We start from the raw sequence: 19130 nt of genomic DNA, 5'->3' as shown, positions 1-19130 counted from the left end.
TGCGGCGTTGATGCTCGCGCATCATCCTAAGGCGCGGGCCGGCCACAGATACGCGCCGCTGGCGCCGTTGCTCCTCAGGAGGACATCGAGATCACCGCGCGGCCCTGGATCTCACCCCGTTCCAGCGCCTCGAAGGCTTCGCCGGCACGCTCGAGTGAGTAGGTACGTGTCACGGTGTCCTGGACCGAGAATACGCCGGTGGCGGCGAGGTCGATCACGGCAGGCAGATCCTGGCGGGTCCGCCCGCCGAAGGACCCCATGATGCGGTACCCACGCCGCACCAGCGGAGTGATCTCCACGTTGGCTGTCGCTTGTCCTGCCGCGATGCCGACGGCCACCATCCGGCCACCGTCGATCAGCATCTTCACGGCCTGCTCGAAGGTCTGCTGGCGACCCAGCACCTCGAACGCGACGTCCACGCCGGCGCCGCCGGTGAGTTCGCGAACCGCGGCCACGGCATCGGTGGTCGACGAGTTCACCACATGGTGGGCGCCCAATTCCTTTGCCGCAGCCAACTTCTCGTCGCTGATGTCGACGGCGATGATGGTCTGGGCGCCGGCGGCACGGGCCAGCTGCACGATGCTGGACCCCACTCCCCCGGTGGCGACCACAGCCACGGTCTCGCCGGCCTGCAGCGCCGCGGTCTGGTGCACGGCACCGTAGGCGGTGAAGAACGCACATCCGAGAACCGCGCCGGCGACCTCGGGAACATCCGGGTGCAGCGGGGCCAGCGCGTTGATGGGAACCACCGAGTAGTCGGCCAGGCCCGCCATCGAATACATCGCCAGCGGTGTGCCGTCGGTGCGATGCAACCGGGTGGTGCCGTCGTAGAGGGTGCCCTTGAGGCGGTTCATCGCGAAGAACGGCAGGCACATGTCGTCGCGCCCGCGTTGGCACTGCCTGCATTCACCGCACGGCATGATGAACGCGCCGACCACCTTGGCCCCGACCTCGACACCGCGGACCGGCTCGGTGTCGGGTCCCAGTGCGACGACGGTGCCGGAGATCTCGTGTCCGAGCACGGCCGGCGACGGGAAGGCGACTTCGCTTTTCATGACGTGCAGGTCGGTGTGGCACACCCCGCACGCGGTGACCTTGACCAGAGCCTCCCCGTGTTTGGGCTGCGGCACCGGGATCTGCTCGATCTGCAAGGTCGCACCGTCTCCGGTCCAAACGGCGGCGCGCATGGTCTCGACAGCTGCGGCAGTCATCTCAGCAATCCTCTCGGTAGGTCGGGTCATTCCGCGGTGATGGTGCGTCCCGCGGTGTCCGGCACGAACAGACATCCAATCAGTCCCAGCGCGGCGCCGATCCCGCCGAGGGCGAGCGCGAGCCGCAGATCGCCACCGGCGAGGGTCAGCGCGAACAGCGGGTAGAGACCCGAACCCAGGCCGCGTGCGACGTAGTAGGTGGCGTTCGAGCCGAGCGCGCGGAACCGGGTCGGGTAGAACTCCGAGATCCACGTGCCCAGCACACCGAACCCGGCGTACCCGATGGCGGTACCCATCAGCGCGACGATACCCACCGCCACCGACCCGCTGCTCCAGAATGCGAAGGCGCCGAAGCCGGCGACGCCGACCAGGCACGCGTACACCGTGGACCTGCGTCGTCCCACCCGATCCGACAGCGCGCCGAAGACGATGTAACTTCCGATGCCCAGCAATGTGCCGACGGTGAGTACCAGCGTCGAGACGCCCAGCGACACCCCGAGCGCTTCGCGCAGATAGGTGGGCGCGAACGTGATGTAGGAATAGCTGGCGGCGAAGACGCCCGTGGTGCAGATGGTGAGAAACACTGCGCCCCAGGCCAATCGCTTCCCACGGAGATCGTCGCCGGTGTCCGCGACGGGCGGGGCCCCGGTGGTGTCCTGGCGGGCGGCGCGACTGGCCTCCCACAGCTTGGACTCCGGCAGCCAGAAGTAGGCGGCCACGGCGATACCCAGACACCCGACCCCGATCGCGGCGAACCCGACCCGCCAGCCGGCGTCGGAGCCCAGCGTGGACAACGTGGTGAACAGGATGAGCTGAGTGAGCAGCTGACCGGCGATGAACATGGCCTGCAGTACCGAGCCCATGAAACCGCGTTTGCGAGACTTCCAGCTCTCGGCGAACATCGCGAACAGCACGCCGAATGCGCCACCCATCGCCACACCGGCGATCACCCGGGTGATCACGAAGGCGTCGAAGTCGGTCAGGGTGCTGCCCACGATCGCCGCGATGGAGTAGGTGGCGGTGAACAGGATGTAGGAGGGTTTGCGACCGTACCGGTCGGCGATCCAGCCGAACAGGAAGCCGCCGACGATGGACGCCAGGCTCTGGGCGGTGATCGCCGCGACCACCTGTTGGTTGGTGACCCCGAACGATCCGGCGAGGTCGCGCATCGGGAAGCTCAGCAGGTTGAGCTCCATACTCTCGATCAGTGCGCCCACCACCGCGAAGATCAGCACGAACCGGCGTTCCCTGGGGGTGTACGCGGTGGCGGCGGTGAGGCTGGCGGGATCACGCGAGGTGTCCGCGGCAGCAACAGGTTTGGTCATGAGACACCGTTCCGGGACAGGGAGGCAGACAACGACGGCATCGTTGCCGGCGCGATCATCTGGTGGCGCATCGATCCGATCCCTTCGATGGTGGTGACGATGGTGTCGCCGTCGTGGAGGTAGCTCGGTGGGGTGCGACCGAGGCCGACCCCTTCGGGGGTGCCGGTGAAGATCAGGTCACCGGGTAGCAGCGTGACGATGCCGGACAGGTAGGCCACCAGTTCGGGCACGCTGAACACCAGATCGGAGGTCCGGGAGTCCTGCACGGTGACGCCGTTGAGTTCGGTACTGACGCGCAGATCGTCGGGGTTGTCGAATTCGTCGAGTGTCACCAGCGCGGGTCCGATGGGCGCGAAGCCGGGGAACGACTTGCCCATGCTGAACTGGGCCGGGCTGCCCGCCTGCTGCACCGCCCGGTCCGAAAGGTCCTGTCCCACCGTGAGACCGGCGATATGGCTCCAGGCGTCGGTTTCCTCGACCCGGTAGGCCGGGCGCCCGACGACGGCCACCAGCTCCACCTCCCAGTCCACGGTGTCGCCGGTGAGCACGATCTGGCCCGTCGGCCCGGTGAGCGCGCTGGGGAACTTGGTGAACACCATGGGTTGCTCGGGTAACGGCAGTCCCGACTCCTTGGCGTGCCTGACGTAGTTGAGCCCGATGGCGAAGACCTGACGCGGACGGGGCACCGGCGCCTTGAGCTCGGCGTCGGAGAAGGACCTCACCTCACCCGAAGCCGACTGCGCCCAGCACAGGAAAGCCGGCCAGTCATCGAACACCGTCTGCGGATCCGGGCCGAATCGACCGTCGCTGGCGGTGTGGACATCGACTGCCCCGCCGTCGCGCAGCAGCACCAGTCGATCATCGAGGTTGGCTATCCGCATGACGACTCCTGATCGGTTCGGGCCGAGCCGTGAACACTGAGGGACCTGGCGGCCGACCGCAATTCGTACACCAGCTCGAAGGTGTGGGCCGGCGCCGGCCGGGTGAAGCGGATACCGGCGCCGGTGGCGCGAGCGGTGAGGTCGGCCACCAGCCGGTCTGGGTCCACCCCGCTGTGCAACTCGGCCACCACCACCGACGACGAGGCCTGCTGCTGAGCTGAGGAGCGCCCTTCGGCGGTCGCGTTCTTGGCATCGCTGACGGCGATGTCCGGTTCGTACAGCGACGCGGCCACCAGTTGGTGTTCCCTGATCAGCTCCGGAAACACCGTGTCGGCCAGTGCGTTGCGCAGTGACGCCGGGTCGGATTCGACCTCGACCACCACGACGCGTCCCGACGATCCGTCTCCCCGGACGACGGTGACTCGGCACGCCGCCCGGCGGAACTCCGCGAACAACGGCACCACTTCCAGTGTCAGGTCGGTGGGGTTGTCCAGCCGGCGCAGGTACTCCGGCGATGCCAGCACGGCAACGTCCGCCGTCTCGTAGAGGGTGAGGAAGTCGACCCGGTCGGCGTCGCGCTGATCGGTGGCGATGAATCGGCGAGCGCGCAGGAACCCGGGCGTGGAGACCCGTTCCGGCAGGTGCTCGAAGTTGTACCAGTCCTCGTAGATCGGCAGATGTTCGCGCGCCACCGTGATCCAGTTGATCATGGCACCGGCGCCGACCACCGACTCGAATGCGGGTCGCGTCAGCGTCATCAGAAGGCACCGTTGCGTTGCTGGAACTTCGTCGGCTTGCCGATCAGGGGTTTGGCTGATTCCACCCACTCGGCCACCGTGTCCATCATCTCGGGCACCGTGGTGCGCGGGTAGCCGAATTCGGCCTGCAGCTGCGAGCCGTCCATGACGTACGCGGTTCCGGTCTCCTCGCCGTCGAAAATCGGTGCCCGCCCGAAGCGTTCGCCGAATCGTTCGGCCAGCCAGCGGATGGACACGATCTCCGGACCGGTGATGTTCAGCGCGCGAGGCGGGCTGGTGGCCAACCGCAGGGAGCGGATCGCGTACTCGGCCACGTCACGTTGCCAGATGACGCTCGCGTGCCCCATCGCCAGCGGAATCGGTGTGCCGTCGTGCACCGCCTGGGCGATCTCCTGCAGGACGCCGTACCGCGTCTCGATGGAGTAGCCGAGCCGGAACAGCAGCACCGGGGTGCCGTGCTTGCGGGAGAAGTGCTCGAACATCCGCTCACGCCCGACACAGGACGCCGAGTACTCGCCGATCGGGCCCGGCGGATCGGATTCCCGCGAGCCGCCGGTGCTGACATCGGCCAGCGGGTAGGTGACAAGGGTGGAGAACACCACGATGCGGGAGCCGCGGAAGCGCTGTGCGACGCGCCCGGGCAGATAGGAGTTCATCATCCAGGTGAAGTGCTCGTTGCCCACGGTGCCGAACTTGTTGCCGGCCATGTAGATGACGTTCGCCGCGTCAGGGATCGCATCGAGTTCGAGGTCGTCGGTGAGGTCGGCGGGCACCGCGGTGACCCCGGCACGTTCCAGGGAGGCGCGCGCCGCCGGGTCGGAGAACCGCGCCACCCCGAAGACCTTCTTGTCGACGCCGGCCTGCTCGATGGCCCGCTGGGCCATGATGGCCACACTGGGCCCGACCTTGCCGCCGACACCGAGCACCGCGATGTCTCCGTCGAGGCCCGCGATCTCCTCCACCAGTTCCGGGGTGGGGGTGGTGAGATCCCGTTCGATCTCGTCGATCACCGTCATGGTCACGTCGCCTCCTGCTGGTCGCTCTGTCGTGGCGGTAATCACACTGCTCTGTGTAATCCTCTAAGTCGACCCTGGTTTTCCCAACGTTCGCAGTACGGTGTTGTGATGGTTTCACAACAACCCGACGGCTCGCTCCCTGTTTACGCGCCTGACCTGGACGCCCTCACCGAGCGGGCCGCCGAGCTGATGTGGAACGTCTACCCCGGGTATTCCGAGGACCGGTTCGGCCACGATGAGCTGATGCCCTCGGTGCGGGCCAACCTGGACCTGGCCGTGGAAGTCCTGCGCCGCGACCGTGGCCCGAATGCCACCGAGATGGCATCGGCCCGCACGCTCGGGTCTCGGCGCGCCAGCCAGTCGGTGCCACTGGAGTCGGTGATCCAGGCGTACCGCTCCACCGAGCGGGTGCTGCTGCTGGATCTGCTGGCGCATTCGCGCACCTGGCCGGAGCAGCAGGCCAACCGGCGTGCCGATCTGGCCATCACCACCTTCGACTTGCTGACCGACGAGATGATCAATGCCTACCGCGACACCTCCTCGGCCATCGAAGCCTCGCGTCGGCGCACCGAGAACGAGTTGGTGAACGCGCTGACCAGTGGTCACCCGGTGACCTCGGCACAGCTGCAGGACTGGGTCCAGGTGCTGCAGGTCGACCCCGACGCGCGGTGGTTCGCCTTCGCCCTGCTGGGCGACAGCCACGCCGATCCGCTGGATCTGCTGCGGTCACGTCGCCGGTTGGCGGCACAACTGCAGCCGCATGCCAGCCAGGTGCTCTTCGGCGACGTCGGGCAGGCCACCGTGGCCATCGCCACCCTGCGCTCAGCTTCCGCCGAACCACGTCGCATCCTCGAGCAGGCGCTACCGGTACTCGACGGGCATGTCGGAATCTACTGCGGCATCGGACAATTCAGCGCAGGTCTGACCACTGCCGGCGAATCGTGCCGCCAGGCGATGGAGGCCGCCAGAGCGGCCGCGGCGGGCACCACCGGCAGCGGGGCGGCGATACTCGACTATCACGAGGCGTTGATCGAGATCCTGTTGAGCAGCCGCCCCGCTGTCGCCGACACCCTGGTGGCCACCCGGATCCGCCCGCTGGCCGGATACCCGCACCTGCTGGAGACGGCGGAAGCGCTGCTGGCCAATGATCTTTCCCAGTCCCGCGTCGCACGCCAACTGTTCGTCCACGTCAACACCGTGAACCACCGTGTGAAGCGGATCCGCGAGATCACCGGAATTGACCTGACCCGGTTCGCGGATGCGGTGGAACTGGCTCTGGCGTTGCGGTGGCAGAAGTTGACCGGGTAGTGCCGGTCAGCCGGCACTACCCGGGTGAGAGGTCCGCGGCCGGCATGGTGGTCGCGAGCCACTGCTCGCTGTCAGGCCGTCAGCGACAACTCCTCCGGCTCGTCGACGGCCCCCTCATCGGATTCGCCGCTGGACTCCGCCGATTCCTCCCCGGCAGCCGCCGGTGCCGCGACCGGGTTGATCTTCTTGACCTCGACCAGGTAACGCGACAGATCCGGGCCCACTGCGGTGGCCCGCAGTTCGGCCGAGGACCGTTTGATCCCTTCGCGGTCCTCGTATTCGCTGGTGTAGACGTGCCCGACGACGATCACGGCGTCGCCTTTGGTCAGGCTGCCGCTGACGCCGGTGGCCAGCTTCCCCCAGCAGTTGACGGTGAGATACAGCGAGTTTCCCGGCTCCCAGGTGCCTTCCGCAGTCTTGCGGCGCGCGTTGCTCGCCAGGCGGAATTTGACCAACTCCTGGTCGGCAACCCGCCGGCGGATGGGATCGGTGACGATCCGCCCGGTGACGGTCAACGGTGTCTCGAACATCGCAGTGGTCCCTTCGGTTGTTGTCGTGACCGCGCCGTGGTGGCGCGCTGGAGCCATTGACCGCTGCCCGACCGACAACGCGGCGGCCACCGCGCCCTCCCCGAGGTCGGCCTGTGGATGAAGTCACGTCTGTGGAGTCGCACAAATACCTGTCGGCCGCTAGGTTTGTCCGCATGCCCGTCTGGATCCACCGCCGCTCGCAGGCCGACGTCGAATCGGAGCTGGCTGCCAGCCGCGCCGGCGCCGGAGCGCTGGCCGGTCTACGGCTCGCGGTCAAGGACAACGTCGACGTCGCGGGGCTGCCCACCACTGCGGGTTGCCCCGAATTCGCTTACGTCCCAACCACTGACGCTTCGGTGGTAGCCGGGCTGCGAGCTGCCGGCGCGGTGGTGGTGGGCAAGACCAATCTGGACCAGTTCGCCACCGGCCTGGTGGGCACCCGCTCCCCGTACGGCGCGGTTCCGGACAGCCGCCGCCCGGACTACGTGAGCGGCGGCTCGAGCTCAGGGTCGGCGGTCGCGGTGGCGCTCGGTGACGCCGATATCGCCATCGGCACCGACACCGCGGGGTCAGGACGTATCCCCGCCGCCTTCCAGGGCATCATCGGCATCAAACCCACCTACGGTGTGCTCAGCCCGGACGGCGTGGTCCCGGCGTGCGAATCCTACGACTGCCCCACCATTTTCGCCCGCGACCTCGATACCGCCAACCGCGCCATGGCCGCCATGGCCGCAGGCGCCCGCCACCGCCGGTGGCCGGCGGACGTGCGACTGGCCGCCCCGGAGCACCCGGTGGTGGCCGTGCCGAGCGAACTCCCCGAACTGGACGCCACCTGGCGCGCCGCATTCGCCGCCGCCGTGGCGCACCTGGAGTCAGCGGGTGTGCGGATCGTCACCGTGGACATCGCTCCGTTCCTGGCCGCCGCAAAACTGCTCTATGACGGAGCACTGGTCAGCGAAAGATATGCCGCGGTAGGGGAATTCATCGATGCCAACCCGGACGCCACCGTGGATCCCACGGTTGGCCGCATCGTCGTGGGTGCCCGCGACATCCCCGCGCACCGGCTGATCCGCGACCGCGGAGAGGTCGAGCGGCTGCGCGCCGTCGCGATGGCCGAACTGGCCGGCGCCGACGCGCTGCTGGTGCCCACCGCACCGACGCATCCCCGTATCGATGAGGTGGCCGCCGACCCGCTCGGGGTGAATTCCCGCCTGGGCACCTACACCAACTTCTGCAACCTCTTCGACATGTGCGGGGTGGCAGTGCCGTTCGGCACCGCAGGGGAAGCGCAGTTCGGCGTCACCGTGCTGGGCCGGGCGTTCGAGGATGCGGTCGCCTTTGACATTGCGGCTGCGCTCACCGAAGACCAGGCGCCACAGGACATCTGGCCCAGCCAGGTGGCCGAATCCCTCGAGCTGGTCGTGTTCGGTGCGCACCTGCGCGGGGGTGTCCTGGTGCATCAGTTGACCGACCTCGGTGCCCGCTGGGCCGGCGAGCTGACGACGGCTCCCAAGTACCGGATGACTGCCATGGACACCGTTCCACCGAAGCCCGCGATCGTGCGGGTACCCGACGACGAGGATGGCGCTTCTCTGCTCGGGCACCGGTGGCTGCTCTCCCCCGCCGCGCTCGGCACGTTCCTGGCCGCCCTTCCGGCGCCGATGCAGTTGGGCAAGGTGGAGTTCGCCGACGGCAGCTGGCGCACGGCATTCGGCTGCGACGGCGTGGCCGCAGCAGCGGGCAAAGACATCAGTTCCTACGGGAGTTGGCCCGCCGCAATCCAAGCCGGCGCGGTCGGTTAGAGCTTGAACCGGCCGGCGAAGCCACGTAGCGGCAGGTCGGCGCTGGTGATGAGACCCGGGCGCGCAGCCACCACGGACTTGATCGAGTGCAGCGCCGGCATACCGGTGACGGTCATGCCGATCGAGGCGAAGCTGGTGGGGTCCGACAGGTCCACTCCGGGCTTCGGGAAGATCATGTGCTTGTTGTAGATGCACGGATCACCCTTGATCTGGGTGATGTAGCAGCCCTTGATATCCCAGCTCGGATCGGTGTGTGGGGTCATCTGCCACTCGAGGTGGGTTTCCACGCGCGGCACGCCGTCGACGATGCCCTGGTATTTGATGTAGTTGCCGCCCAGTGAGCCCTTGGGCAGGGTGTACCAGCCGAGATCGACGTCTTTGGTGCACGCCCCGAGTTCGTAGCTGAACTTCACCTCGTCCAGGTCGAGACCGAAACAGTCGGCCATCATCAGCACGCTGTCGGCGAATACCCGGGTGTACTTCTCCAGTTTCGACGGGATCGACGGATCATCAACGGGCAGACCGTAACCGACCTCGATCCAGGTTTCCTTGGAGTGATGGCATGACACGTCGACGGATTCGACGGTGGTGACGTTCTCGATCTCGGCCACATCAGCCGAGCACACCACACCCAGGATCTGATTCAGGCCGGGATTCATTCCCGTGCCGTAGAACGTCGCGCCACCTTTCTCGGCAGCCTCCTGCAGCAGTTGCGAGACCGGTTTGCCCGACGGATGCGGATGGTTGTGGTCACGGTGCCAGCCGGTGATCCAGTCCGCGGTGGTGACGATGTTGATCCCCGCTTCGAGGATCTGGACGTAGAGGTCCTCGTCCGGGAAGACGCCGTGGAAGGTCAACACATCGGGTGCGGCGGCGATGATCTCCTCGACCGTCCCGGTGGCGATCACGCCGTGGGCCTGCAGGCCCACGAGTTCGCCCACATCCCTGCCGATCTTCTCCGGTGAGTAGCAGTGCACACCCACCAGCTCCAGATCTGGTTCGGCGGCAATGCGTTTGATCATCTCGGACCCGACGTTGCCGGTCGCGACTTGAAAGACTCGTATGGTCATCGAATTGCCTCTCTGGCTGACTTGGCGCGTAGCTCGGCGGCGCTGCCACCCAGTCCGTCGGGGTAGAACTGCATGGCCCAGGCGCGGATGGCGTTGAACCCCTGCAGCTCCGAACTGGACAGGGCCGGCGGGTCGGAATACCGCTGATGCGACCAGATGTGCACATCCTGGGCGAACTGCCGGATCACCTCGTTGCCGAAATCCTGGGCCTTCTGTGCGTGCCGCGGCTCGTCCTTGCCGGGAGTGCGGCCGATGTACACCGTGAACCGGACGTCGGAGGTCGACTCGTCGACGGGTGTGACCGCCGAGATGGTGCGGTTGTCCACCATCCCCCAGCTCTTGGTGACGGCGATCCCGAGGCCGCCGTTGATGGCTTCGACACCGCTTTTCACGTCGTCGATCGATTGGAACTCGTCACCTTCGAAGGTGATGGTGAAGTCGACATAGGACACCGGTTCGGCGAAGTCGTGGCGGGTGAACACCGGCACGATGGGGGTCTGGTGTACGTATTTGAAGTGGGCGAAGTCCACCCCGTTTTCCAGCACATACTGCGGATGTAGTTGCAGGCCTTCACGAAACAGGCGCTGCTGCGGGTAGTAGTCGGCATTGCCGCTGCCGTCGCCGAAATCGGCGAAGATGTCCGGGGCCTCGAAGAAGGGGGCCCGGCCTTCGACGTCGTGCCACATGTAGATGGACTCGTTGCGCTCGACCACCGGGTAGGTGCGCATCCGCCTGCCACGGTTGGGGCGGTCCTCATAGGGGATGCACACGTTGCGCCCGTCGGCATTCCACTGCCACCCGTGGAAGGGGCATTGGATGACCTCGCCTTCGACGTGTCCGCCGAATCCCAGGTGCGCGCCCAGGTGTTCGCAGTAGGCGCCCATCACGGTGACGCGACCGGATTCCGCGCGCCAGGCGATGAGGTCTTCCCCGAAGTACTTCATGGTACGGACATCGCCCACGGCGAGTTCGTCCGACCACGCCACCTGGAACCACCCGGTGGGCTTCATCGACAGCGGCGGTTTCGCCATGCCACGGAATGGTAGTGCCCTCTACGAAAGATTGATAGGGGGCACTGTGAAATTCCGGGGCTCCACTACCCTTGGGCGTATGACCACAGCCGGCACGCAGGGCAGACGCAGTAACCGGCGTGGCTTGGCGACCCGAGAGAACATGCTGGAGGCGGCAATTCGGTCACTGGCCTCCGGTGACCCGGGTTCGGTGTCGGCCGCCCGGATCGCCAAGGACATCGGCGCCACCTGGGGTGCGGTGAAATACCAGTTCGGCGACGTCGACGGGTTCTGGGCGGCGGTGCTGCACCACACCGCAGAGCTCCGTGGTGAACTGCCGGCCCCGTCGGACGCCGACGCTCCCCTGCAACAACGGGTCGCGGCGATCATCGACCTGCTCTACGACGGTCTGACATCGACGCATTCCCGGGCCATCGAGAACCTGCGCGTCGCACTACCGAGCGACCCAGACGAGCTGGCCCGGCTGTACCCACAGACGGCCGCCGAATTCGTGTCCTGGGGGCACGCCTGGAACGCCTCCTGCCAGAAGGCTTTTGCCGACCTCGGCGTCGAACCCGACCGCATTCGCGAGGTCGCCGCCTTCATCCCCGGCGCCATGCGCGGCCTGGCCTCGGAACGCCAGCTGGGGTCGTTCAACGACCACGACCTGGCCCGGCGGGGTCTGACCAACGCGATCGTCAGCTACCTGGAACCGCCGCCGCCCTCTGCTACGCCAGGGTCATAGCTTTCGCCCGCCTCGGCAGTCACCTCGACCCGTCCTGACGGTTGGCTTCCTGCCGGGCCAGCACCGCCAGCATGTTGTTGTAAGCCGCCAGTTCGGCGTCCTCGTCGCGGTCAGCGGCGCGGTCCAGCCGTTTGGCGGTGCGGCGGTCACTGCGGGTCCACTGGATGAGCAGCGCGAGCATCACCACCACCAGCGGCACCTCACCCGCCGACCACGCGATGCCGCCGCCCAGCTTCTGATCGGCCAGCAGATCGGTCTGCCACGGCAGCTGCAGGGAACGGTAGAAGCCCTCGGCGATCACCGAGTTCATGCCCATCAGCACCACGCCGAAGAACGCGTGCAGCGGCAGCGAGGCGAACACCATGGCCACCTTGCCCAGCGGCGGCAGCGGCCGCGGAGTGGGGTCGATCCCGATGACCACCCAGTAGAAGACATACCCGGACAGCAGGAAGTGGATGTTCATCGCGACGTGCCCGGCGTGGCTGCCGGCGGCGGCGTCGAAGATGCCTCCGAAGTACAGACCGTAGAACCCGACCACGAACAGCGCGGTGGCGACGAACGGGTTGGTGATCAGCTGGGAGAACTTGCTGTGCAGCGCGGCCAGCAACCATTCCCGCGGACCCGGCGGGTCGGCTTTGCCCGCGGCAGGCAGGGCCCGCAGCGCCAACGTCACCGGCGCCCCGAGCACCAACAGGATCGGCACCAGCATCGACAGCAGCATGTGGGCGCCCATGTGCACGCTGAACACCGCAGGCATGTACCGGCCGATACCCGACGACGTGGTCAGCAGCAGCACCAGGCAGCCCAGCAGGAAGCCGATGGTCCGTCCCACCGGCCAGGCGTCCCCGCGGCGGCGCAGGCGTCGCACCCCTGCCAGGTACACCAGGGCCAGCACCACCGCAGCGGTGCCGAGCAGCAGGTCGAAACGCCAGTCGAAGAGCAGTCGCGCCACGGTCGGCGGTCCGTCGAGGTTGTAACCCAGCTCGACCTCGGTGGTCGACGGGTTGAGCACCCGTGGCGGGGGCGGCGGAGTGCGTCCCAGCGCGACGGCGACCCCGAACGTGACCCCGAAGATCGCCGCTTCGGTGAGCGCCAGTCTGATCAGCGCACCGCGTGCCTGCGGGTCGGCCTGCAGCGCGGCGACCCCCGAGCGGCGCTGCCGCCAGCCCAGAACCCCGAGCGCCAGCAGCGCCGCGATCTTGGCCAGGATCAGCAACCCGTACCGGGTGTCGAACAGGTCACCGGGGTACATCCGCACCAGCGCGTTGACCACACCGGAGATGGCCATCGCGACGAAGCACCACAGCGCCACCGCGGAGAACCTGCGCGCGGCCACGTCGGCGTGGGCACCGCGGCGCAGGGCGTGCGCCAACAGAGCCAGCAGGCCACCGGCCCACAGCGACGCGCCGGCGAGGTGGATGAGCAGGCTGTTGGTGGCCAGGTCATGGGAGCCACCGGATGACGAGTGGCCCGTCAAACCCAGCGGGATCAGGGTGCTCAGCGCCGCGGCGCACAGCACCGGCGTCCACGCCCAGCGCAGTACCGGAATGCTGGCCAGCGTCACCGCCGCCGCCAGGATGGCCGTCCACCGCCACGCACCCGCGGTCTCGACCAGGCCGGCCAGCGACCACATGGTCAGCGGGTTGAGGTGGTCGCGCAACGGCTGGCCGGAGACATCCGAGATGGTCAGGGGCACCAACAGCGCCGCACTCACCGCCCAGACACCTGAGGCGACGCTGCCGGTGCGCAACGCCCGGTAGCCGGACGCGTCCAGCACACCGGAGGACTGCGGTGGCACGAAGAACGCCGCGAACAGGAACGACCCGATGGCCACCACCGCGGCGATCTCACCGGCGGCACGGACGAACGGCAGACCCAGGGTGGTGACCGGGCCGGGATCGGGCAGGCCGGTGGCCGTCAGCGCATCGGTCAGCGACAGCGCCGCCAGACCCGCGGCCGTCACCCCGGCCAGCACCGCGACACCCAGCAGTATCGGCCAGACCACCGAACGTGCGGTGGTGCTGGAAGCCGATACTGCCGGTGCGCTCACCCATCCAGGGTATTGCGCCCTGGCGACCAACTACTACGCAGTGTCAGAGTTCTGCCGGGAGCGAATCTCGCGTTCGACGAACTGCCGCCGCGAGATCTCGTCGATGCGGTCCATATCGGCCAACACAGCACGCAACTCCTTGACGAACGCCACCCGCCGCTCCGCCAGATCGGGCGCGGCCGTCAGCAGCCCCTGGTCGGCGACCACCTGTCGGGCCGTGGCAAACAGCAGGGCCGACACCGACTCGGTGCTGCGCACCCGGTTCTGCGCCGCGTACTGGGCCCCCACCCCCAGCGCTCTGGCGGTCAGCTCCTTGTCGCCGATCTCGGGCGGCGCATCGCGGAGCACGTCCGCGACGATCTGATAGGCCTCGAAGAACGACCGCAGCATCGCGTGTGCCATCAGTGGTCGTTTGTCGTAGAGGAGCTGTTCGATCTCCTGGCCGCCGGCGGCGACGTGCGCCTCCCAGTCCGCGTGCCACGCCATCTCCTCGGCGACGTTGGCGCGAAACGCTGCCGAGTCGGCGAAGTAGAAGTCGAACTTCAACAGATCGCGCAGCCGCATCGCCTGCGACCAGAACGCGTCGAGCCGGTCGCCGTCGGCGCGGCCGGCGTAGGCCAGCGCCAGCTCGACGATCGATGTCTCCAGGAACGCGTGGATGAGGGTGTTCCGGTAGAACGCCGCCTCGTGCTGGTTGTCCGGCGTGATACGCCAGACCGGTTCCCGGCCGCCGTCGACGCGGGTGATCGGGTGCCCGCCGGACAGCGCATCGAGGGCAGCGCGCACCCCGTCGGGCGTCCGGAGCCGACGCGCGCTGTCGGTCACCGGAGTCTGCTTGCGCTCGAGATAGTCCAGGGAGTCCTGCACGGTGTGGTGCACCTGGTTCAGGGTCAGCGCTATCCCGTTGGTGGTCAGCAACAGACCCGCCACCAGGCCGGTGGCGTTGATCGGGGTCACCCGCAGGATTCGCCACGCCACCTCGAAGGCCATCTTCTGCATGGCCAGCCGCTTTTCCGTGTCCCCCTCGGTGGCGTCAGCGCCATCCCCACCGGGGGCGCCGAGGTATTGCGCCATCGACACCGCTTCGGGGAAACGGACGTAGATCTTGCCGTAGTTGCGTTCGCCTTGGGCTTTGATGAAGTTGTACAGCCAGCTCATCCCCTCGGGGGCTTTCTCCCCTCCGCGGGCGTAAGCGGCGTACTCGGCGGTCTCGTGCAGTTGGTCGAAGCTGATCGACACCGGCTGCAGCAGGATGTCGTCGCTGCGGCCCTCGAGATAGGCGTCGGCGACGTAGGCCAGCAGACCGAGCTTGGGCGGCAACATCTTTCCGGTGCGCGACCGGGTGCCCTCGATGGACCAGCTCAGATTGAAGCGCTTCTCGACGATGTAGCCGACGAACTCCCGCAGCACGTACTTGTACAGCGGGTCATCGAGTTTGCGGCGGATGAAGATGACACCGGAACGCCGCAGCAGCGGGCCCATGGGGCCGAACGACATGTTGATGCCGGCGAACAGGTTGGCCCGCGGTAACCGGTTCTCCTGCAACGCCACCGTCAGCACCGCGCTGTCCAGGTTGGACCGGTGCGACCACAACATGACCGCCGGGTGGGTTTCCAGGGCGTGCCGCATCGACTCGACCTGCGCCGGGTCGTAGTCGATGTTGGGATCGAACCCGCGGCTGTAGAGGAACTTCGAGAAGTTGGGAATGAGGTCGACGGAGAAGCGACTCCACCCGGTGGCCAGTTCGTCGAGGATCTCGCCGGCCGCCTCGACGGTGGCACCGGGAATCTTCTCCAGGCCCGCGCGGAAGCGCGAGGACGCCAGCATTTCGGGTTTGACCAGCCGCGGTGACTTGTATTCCGGTCCGAGCAGCCGGTATTCGATGCGTTCGATGGCCAGGCTGGCACGGCGCAGCACGAACCGCGCGAAGTCGCGAGGACTGTCGCCGACGGTGGTCTCCTGGTAGAGCTGGCGCAGTTCGGACACCTTGGCCGGTTCCCCGGCCACCACCCGGGCGCGTGCCGGGTCACGCCGAAGAATGCGGCGCTGCAACATTTCCGGCGGTCGGTAGGTGTCACGGCCCGACAGCAGACCCACCACCTTGACCCGGGTCGGCAGCCCACCGGGGGCCCAGAACACGCGCACCGGTACCACCGAGCGGTCGTCCCCGATTTCCAGCTCGTTGACCAGTTGGGCGATCACGCCGGCCGGGGGCTCCTCGTCGTCGCCCGGCAATTGGACCACGGCGACCTCGAGGTCGGGATGCTGGCTGCGCTGTTGCCGCAGCCAGTCATCGAGCATGTCGCGCTCGGCGGCCGACGACACCGAAGCCAGGATCAGCGAGTCGTCGCTGATTTCGACAAGCGGTATGTCGTCGGTGGTCATGACCGCCCCTGTGCGGTCTTCTTGGCCGGCGCCTTCTTGGCCGCCTTCTTGGTGGTCTTCTTGGCAGGCTTGTGCAGATACGGTGCGGCCGTGGGCAACTCGTCATCCGGCCAGTTCCTGAGGGTGTCGAGGTAGAGCTGGCGGACCTCGGCGATGCGCTCCTCCAGGTTCTCGGAGTTCCAGTCGGCCACCGAGATCGGCGGGAACACCGCGATATCGACGGTGCCCGGGTTCATCGTCGAGGAGTCCCTGGCCGCTATCACCTCGGCGTTGCGGATCACCACCGGCACGATGGGCACGTTGGCCGCCATGGCGATCCGGAACGGCCCCTTCTTGAACGGCCCGACCTCGAAGGTGTCGAGGCGCGTGCCTTCGGGGGCGATCACGATCGACAGCCCGTTGCGAGCCGCCTCTTCCACCTTGTGCAGCGACTCCACTGCGGCTTTGGCGTCGTCGCGGTCGATGAACACCGCGTCGATGAGCCTGCCCAGTGAGCCGACCAGCGGGTCGTTCTCGAGTTCCTTCTTGGCCACGCCGGTGAAGTTGTCGCGCACGAGCGAACAGGTGATCACGGGGTCGAAGTTGTTGCGGTGGTTGAACAGGAACACCGCCGGCCGCTGTGCGGTGAGGTTCTCACGGCCGACGACGTTGAGCTGTACTCCGCTGGCAGCAAGCAGTGTCTGGGTCCAGTTGGCGGTGAAGAAGTTGACGCCGCGCCGCCGGTTGCGGGTCAGCAGTCCCCAGCCGAGGGCACCGTAGGCGACGGGCAGCATGGAGCCCACCCCCGCCAGTGTCCGCAGCGCCCCGCCGAGGCTGCTACCGCCGCGGCTGGAGAACCGCAGAATGGGCCAACCACGTTGCCGCGCAACGGCGGCCATCTTGCCCTCGGGATTGGTGGGCCGCGGATGGCCCACCAGGTACATCAACGCGACATCCTCGTCACCGTCGGCGTAGAAGTAGCTGTCCTTGAGATCGATGTTGCGTTCGGCGGCGAACTTCTGCACCGCGTTGGCCTTACCCGGTCCCCACAGGATCGGTTCGACGATGGTGCCGGTGACCACACCGTCGTCGTCGACGACGAACTTGTTGGTCAGAATGTTGGGGATTCCGAGGAACTGGGCCACCGGCTCCACCTGGATGGTCAGCGCCGACGAACTCAGACAGACCGTGTGCCCGCGGTCCAGATGCGCGCGCACCAACTCGCGCATCTCCGGGTAGATTCGCGCTTCGATCTTCTGCCGGAACAACCGTTCACCGAGTTGGTCGAGATCGCTGAGCGGGCGGCCTCGCATCGCCTTGGACGCGGCGGTGATCAGGTTCTCGAATTCACGGCGGCCCAGTTTGTGGTTGAGCCCGGCCTGGATCATGCCGAAGAAGTCCGCGACGCCGAGCTGCCGGCTCAGGAACTGCTCCTGGGTCAGGATGACGCCGGTGAACCCGGCGACCAGAGTGCCGTCGAGATCGAAGAACGCGCCGATGTGCGGACCCTGGGGGCTGGCCTTGACCTCGGCCACCGAACCGGGCAGCCGCATATCCCGCGGGCTGGTCATGACCGTCCCTCCGCGATGTTGGAGGGATCACTCGGGGTGCCTTCCTCGGCCTCGTCGGCGTCAAAGGAAGCCGGCGTCGACGTCGGCGGCGGGTCACCGGCCAGAGCCAGCACCTCGTCGAACCCCTCTTTGAGGCAGCGGGCGAACAGGGCCTCATCGGTGATCGACGCCCGGTCATACCGCGCGGAGATGGTGCAGTATCCGCTGCGCGACACCAACACCACCATCATGGCGACACCGGGCAGCGGACCAAGACCGTACTGCCGCAACACCTTTGCACCGGCGATGAAGGTATCACCCTGATACACAGGCACATTGCTGGCCTGGACGTCCGAGGCGATCACCGAGCCGGTGATCGACTCCAGCACGGCGTCGGGCAGCAGCGACAGCACCGGTGCCAGCGACCCGATGACGTCGATGGCCGCCTCCTCCTTGCGGTGCGCCATCTGCGAGCGGATCTTGCGGATCCGCTCAGCCGGATCCTCGGTGCCGACGGGCGCGGCGAGATTGACCCCGGTGAACCGGTTGCCGCCGGCCGGGTCGGATTCGGCCCGCAGATTCACCGGGATCGCCATCGGCAGCGTGGCGATGGGAACACCGAGCGCGTGGTGGTAGCGCCGCAGGGCCGCACACAGCCCTGCCAGGTAGGCGTCGTTGATGGACCCTTCGGCGGCTTTGGCGGCGCGGTGCAGATCGGACAGTTTGATGTCGATGGCCTCGGTGCGGCTGGCCAGGCTGCGCCGTCGCAGCAGCGGTGACGGTTCGGCGGCCTGGCGCGCCACCCGCCGGCTAGCCGAGGCGAACTCCAGCACCCCGCTGACCGCCGAACCCGGGTCACTGACCGCCTTCCCGACCGCGCCGACGGCACCGGTGACCGCGCCGCGCAGTCCCCCGGCCAGAGCACCGGGCAACGACGCGAACCCCTTGCGCATGAGGTCGTTGGCCGAGAGGTCCTGCGGAATGGGCAGCGGCGGGGCCGGCTGCGGTTCCGGGTCGCGCTCCAGGTCGTAGATCTGGGCGAACATCTCGACCCCACCCACCCCGTCGGTGACGGCGTGGCTCAGGTGCAGCAGCTGGGCGGCGCGTCCCTCCGGTAGGCCTTCGATGAGGGTGGCACTCCACAGGGGGCGGGAGATGTCCAGCGGCGACTGCTGGATGATCTCGGCGAGATCGAACACCTGACGCAGGGTGCCGGGCTCGGGAACACGGACCCGCCGAACGTGGAAGTCCAGGTTGAAGTCGGGGTCGACGACCCAGCGGGGCGCCGCCGTGGGCAGCGTCGGCATGACGACCTTCTGGCGCAGCCGGAGGATGGTGCGCGAGGCATACTCGAAGTTCGTGCGGTACCGCTCCCAGTCGGGGGTGGTGTCCAGCAATTCGAGGGCCATGATGCCCGACCGGGTCCGCGGATTGGCCTCACCGCGATGCAGCAGTTGGTCGACCGCCCCGAGTTCATCGGACAATCCGCTCGTCACACAGCTCTCCTGTC

Annotated in this window: 15 protein-coding genes; 3 read left to right on the top strand and 12 right to left on the bottom strand. The window is 67.5% G+C overall.

Features of this window, described 5'->3' with window-relative positions:
* Window positions 1-74 precede the first annotated feature (74 nt).
* The 5 genes from AC3A6P_RS20070 to AC3A6P_RS20050 are packed head-to-tail and all read right to left on the bottom strand — an operon-like array spanning window position 75 to window position 5191.
* On the bottom strand, window positions 75-1211 hold the full coding sequence (locus AC3A6P_RS20070) for a zinc-binding dehydrogenase (RefSeq protein WP_487693451.1): 1137 nt from the start codon (window positions 1209-1211) through the stop codon (window positions 75-77).
* Between the two features lie 26 nt (window positions 1212-1237).
* Complete coding sequence (locus AC3A6P_RS20065) at window positions 1238-2536, bottom strand: MFS transporter (protein WP_487693450.1); 1299 nt, start codon at window positions 2534-2536, stop codon at window positions 1238-1240.
* The gene (locus tag AC3A6P_RS20060; RefSeq protein WP_487693449.1) at window positions 2533-3417 is read right to left on the bottom strand and encodes a fumarylacetoacetate hydrolase family protein; all 885 of its coding nucleotides are present in this window, start codon (window positions 3415-3417) and stop codon (window positions 2533-2535) included. The genes AC3A6P_RS20065 and AC3A6P_RS20060 overlap by 4 nt, the downstream gene beginning before the upstream one ends.
* Complete coding sequence (locus AC3A6P_RS20055; protein ID WP_487693448.1) at window positions 3408-4175, bottom strand: hypothetical protein; 768 nt, start codon at window positions 4173-4175, stop codon at window positions 3408-3410. The genes AC3A6P_RS20060 and AC3A6P_RS20055 overlap by 10 nt, the downstream gene beginning before the upstream one ends.
* Window positions 4175-5191 (bottom strand): NAD-dependent epimerase/dehydratase family protein, encoded by a 1017-nt coding sequence (locus tag AC3A6P_RS20050; RefSeq protein WP_487693508.1) that lies wholly within the window; start codon window positions 5189-5191, stop codon window positions 4175-4177. Before AC3A6P_RS20050 ends, AC3A6P_RS20055 begins: the two co-directional genes overlap by 1 nt.
* Before the next feature lie 108 nt (window positions 5192-5299).
* Here AC3A6P_RS20050 and AC3A6P_RS20045 point away from each other — a divergent pair, with 108 nt between their 5' ends.
* Window positions 5300-6499: a PucR family transcriptional regulator gene (locus tag AC3A6P_RS20045; RefSeq protein WP_487693447.1), complete on the top strand. Its 1200-nt coding sequence runs from the start codon at window positions 5300-5302 to the stop codon at window positions 6497-6499.
* 71 nt (window positions 6500-6570) lie between these two features.
* Here the strand turns inward: AC3A6P_RS20045 and AC3A6P_RS20040 are convergent, their stop codons facing one another.
* Window positions 6571-7029: a single-stranded DNA-binding protein gene (locus tag AC3A6P_RS20040; RefSeq protein WP_487693446.1), complete on the bottom strand. Its 459-nt coding sequence runs from the start codon at window positions 7027-7029 to the stop codon at window positions 6571-6573.
* A gap of 131 nt (window positions 7030-7160) precedes the next feature.
* Here AC3A6P_RS20040 and atzF point away from each other — a divergent pair, with 131 nt between their 5' ends.
* On the top strand, window positions 7161-8831 hold the full coding sequence (gene atzF / locus AC3A6P_RS20035) for an allophanate hydrolase (protein WP_487693507.1): 1671 nt from the start codon (window positions 7161-7163) through the stop codon (window positions 8829-8831).
* On the opposite strand, the gene AC3A6P_RS20030 is transcribed toward atzF, so the two are convergent.
* Window positions 8828-9901 carry an NAD(P)H-dependent amine dehydrogenase family protein gene (locus tag AC3A6P_RS20030; RefSeq protein WP_487693445.1) on the bottom strand — a complete coding sequence of 358 codons (1074 nt, stop codon included), beginning with the start codon at window positions 9899-9901 and terminating at the stop codon, window positions 8828-8830. The genes atzF and AC3A6P_RS20030 overlap by 4 nt on opposite strands.
* Complete coding sequence (locus AC3A6P_RS20025) at window positions 9898-10932, bottom strand: aromatic ring-hydroxylating dioxygenase subunit alpha (RefSeq protein WP_487693444.1); 1035 nt, start codon at window positions 10930-10932, stop codon at window positions 9898-9900. Before AC3A6P_RS20025 ends, AC3A6P_RS20030 begins: the two co-directional genes overlap by 4 nt.
* A 79-nt stretch (window positions 10933-11011) precedes the next feature.
* Between AC3A6P_RS20025 and AC3A6P_RS20020 the strand changes: the two genes are divergently transcribed.
* Window positions 11012-11656, top strand: a complete 645-nt coding sequence (locus AC3A6P_RS20020; RefSeq protein WP_487693443.1) for a TetR/AcrR family transcriptional regulator — start codon at window positions 11012-11014, stop codon at window positions 11654-11656.
* 19 nt (window positions 11657-11675) lie between these two features.
* Here AC3A6P_RS20020 and AC3A6P_RS20015 read toward each other — a convergent pair whose 3' ends face one another.
* Genes AC3A6P_RS20015 through AC3A6P_RS20000 form a run of 4 tightly spaced genes read right to left on the bottom strand, consistent with a single transcriptional unit; the run spans window position 11676 to window position 19116 of the window.
* Window positions 11676-13706 (bottom strand): bifunctional copper resistance protein CopD/cytochrome c oxidase assembly protein, encoded by a 2031-nt coding sequence (locus tag AC3A6P_RS20015; RefSeq protein WP_487693441.1) that lies wholly within the window; start codon window positions 13704-13706, stop codon window positions 11676-11678.
* 33 nt (window positions 13707-13739) lie between these two features.
* A complete protein-coding gene (locus AC3A6P_RS20010) occupies window positions 13740-16091 on the bottom strand; it encodes a glycerol-3-phosphate 1-O-acyltransferase (protein WP_487693440.1) in 2352 nt (783 codons plus the stop codon).
* On the bottom strand, window positions 16088-17641 hold the full coding sequence (locus tag AC3A6P_RS20005; protein ID WP_487693439.1) for an HAD-IB family hydrolase: 1554 nt from the start codon (window positions 17639-17641) through the stop codon (window positions 16088-16090). The genes AC3A6P_RS20010 and AC3A6P_RS20005 overlap by 4 nt, the downstream gene beginning before the upstream one ends.
* Window positions 17638-19116 (bottom strand): wax ester/triacylglycerol synthase family O-acyltransferase, encoded by a 1479-nt coding sequence (locus AC3A6P_RS20000; protein ID WP_487693438.1) that lies wholly within the window; start codon window positions 19114-19116, stop codon window positions 17638-17640. Before AC3A6P_RS20000 ends, AC3A6P_RS20005 begins: the two co-directional genes overlap by 4 nt.
* Between the last annotated feature and the right edge of the window lie 14 nt (window positions 19117-19130).

This window comes from Mycobacterium sp. Soil_C_30 (assembly GCF_057656995.1).
Note: the sequence above shows the minus strand (reverse complement) of the source record. Positions and strands in the feature narration are given on the sequence as shown.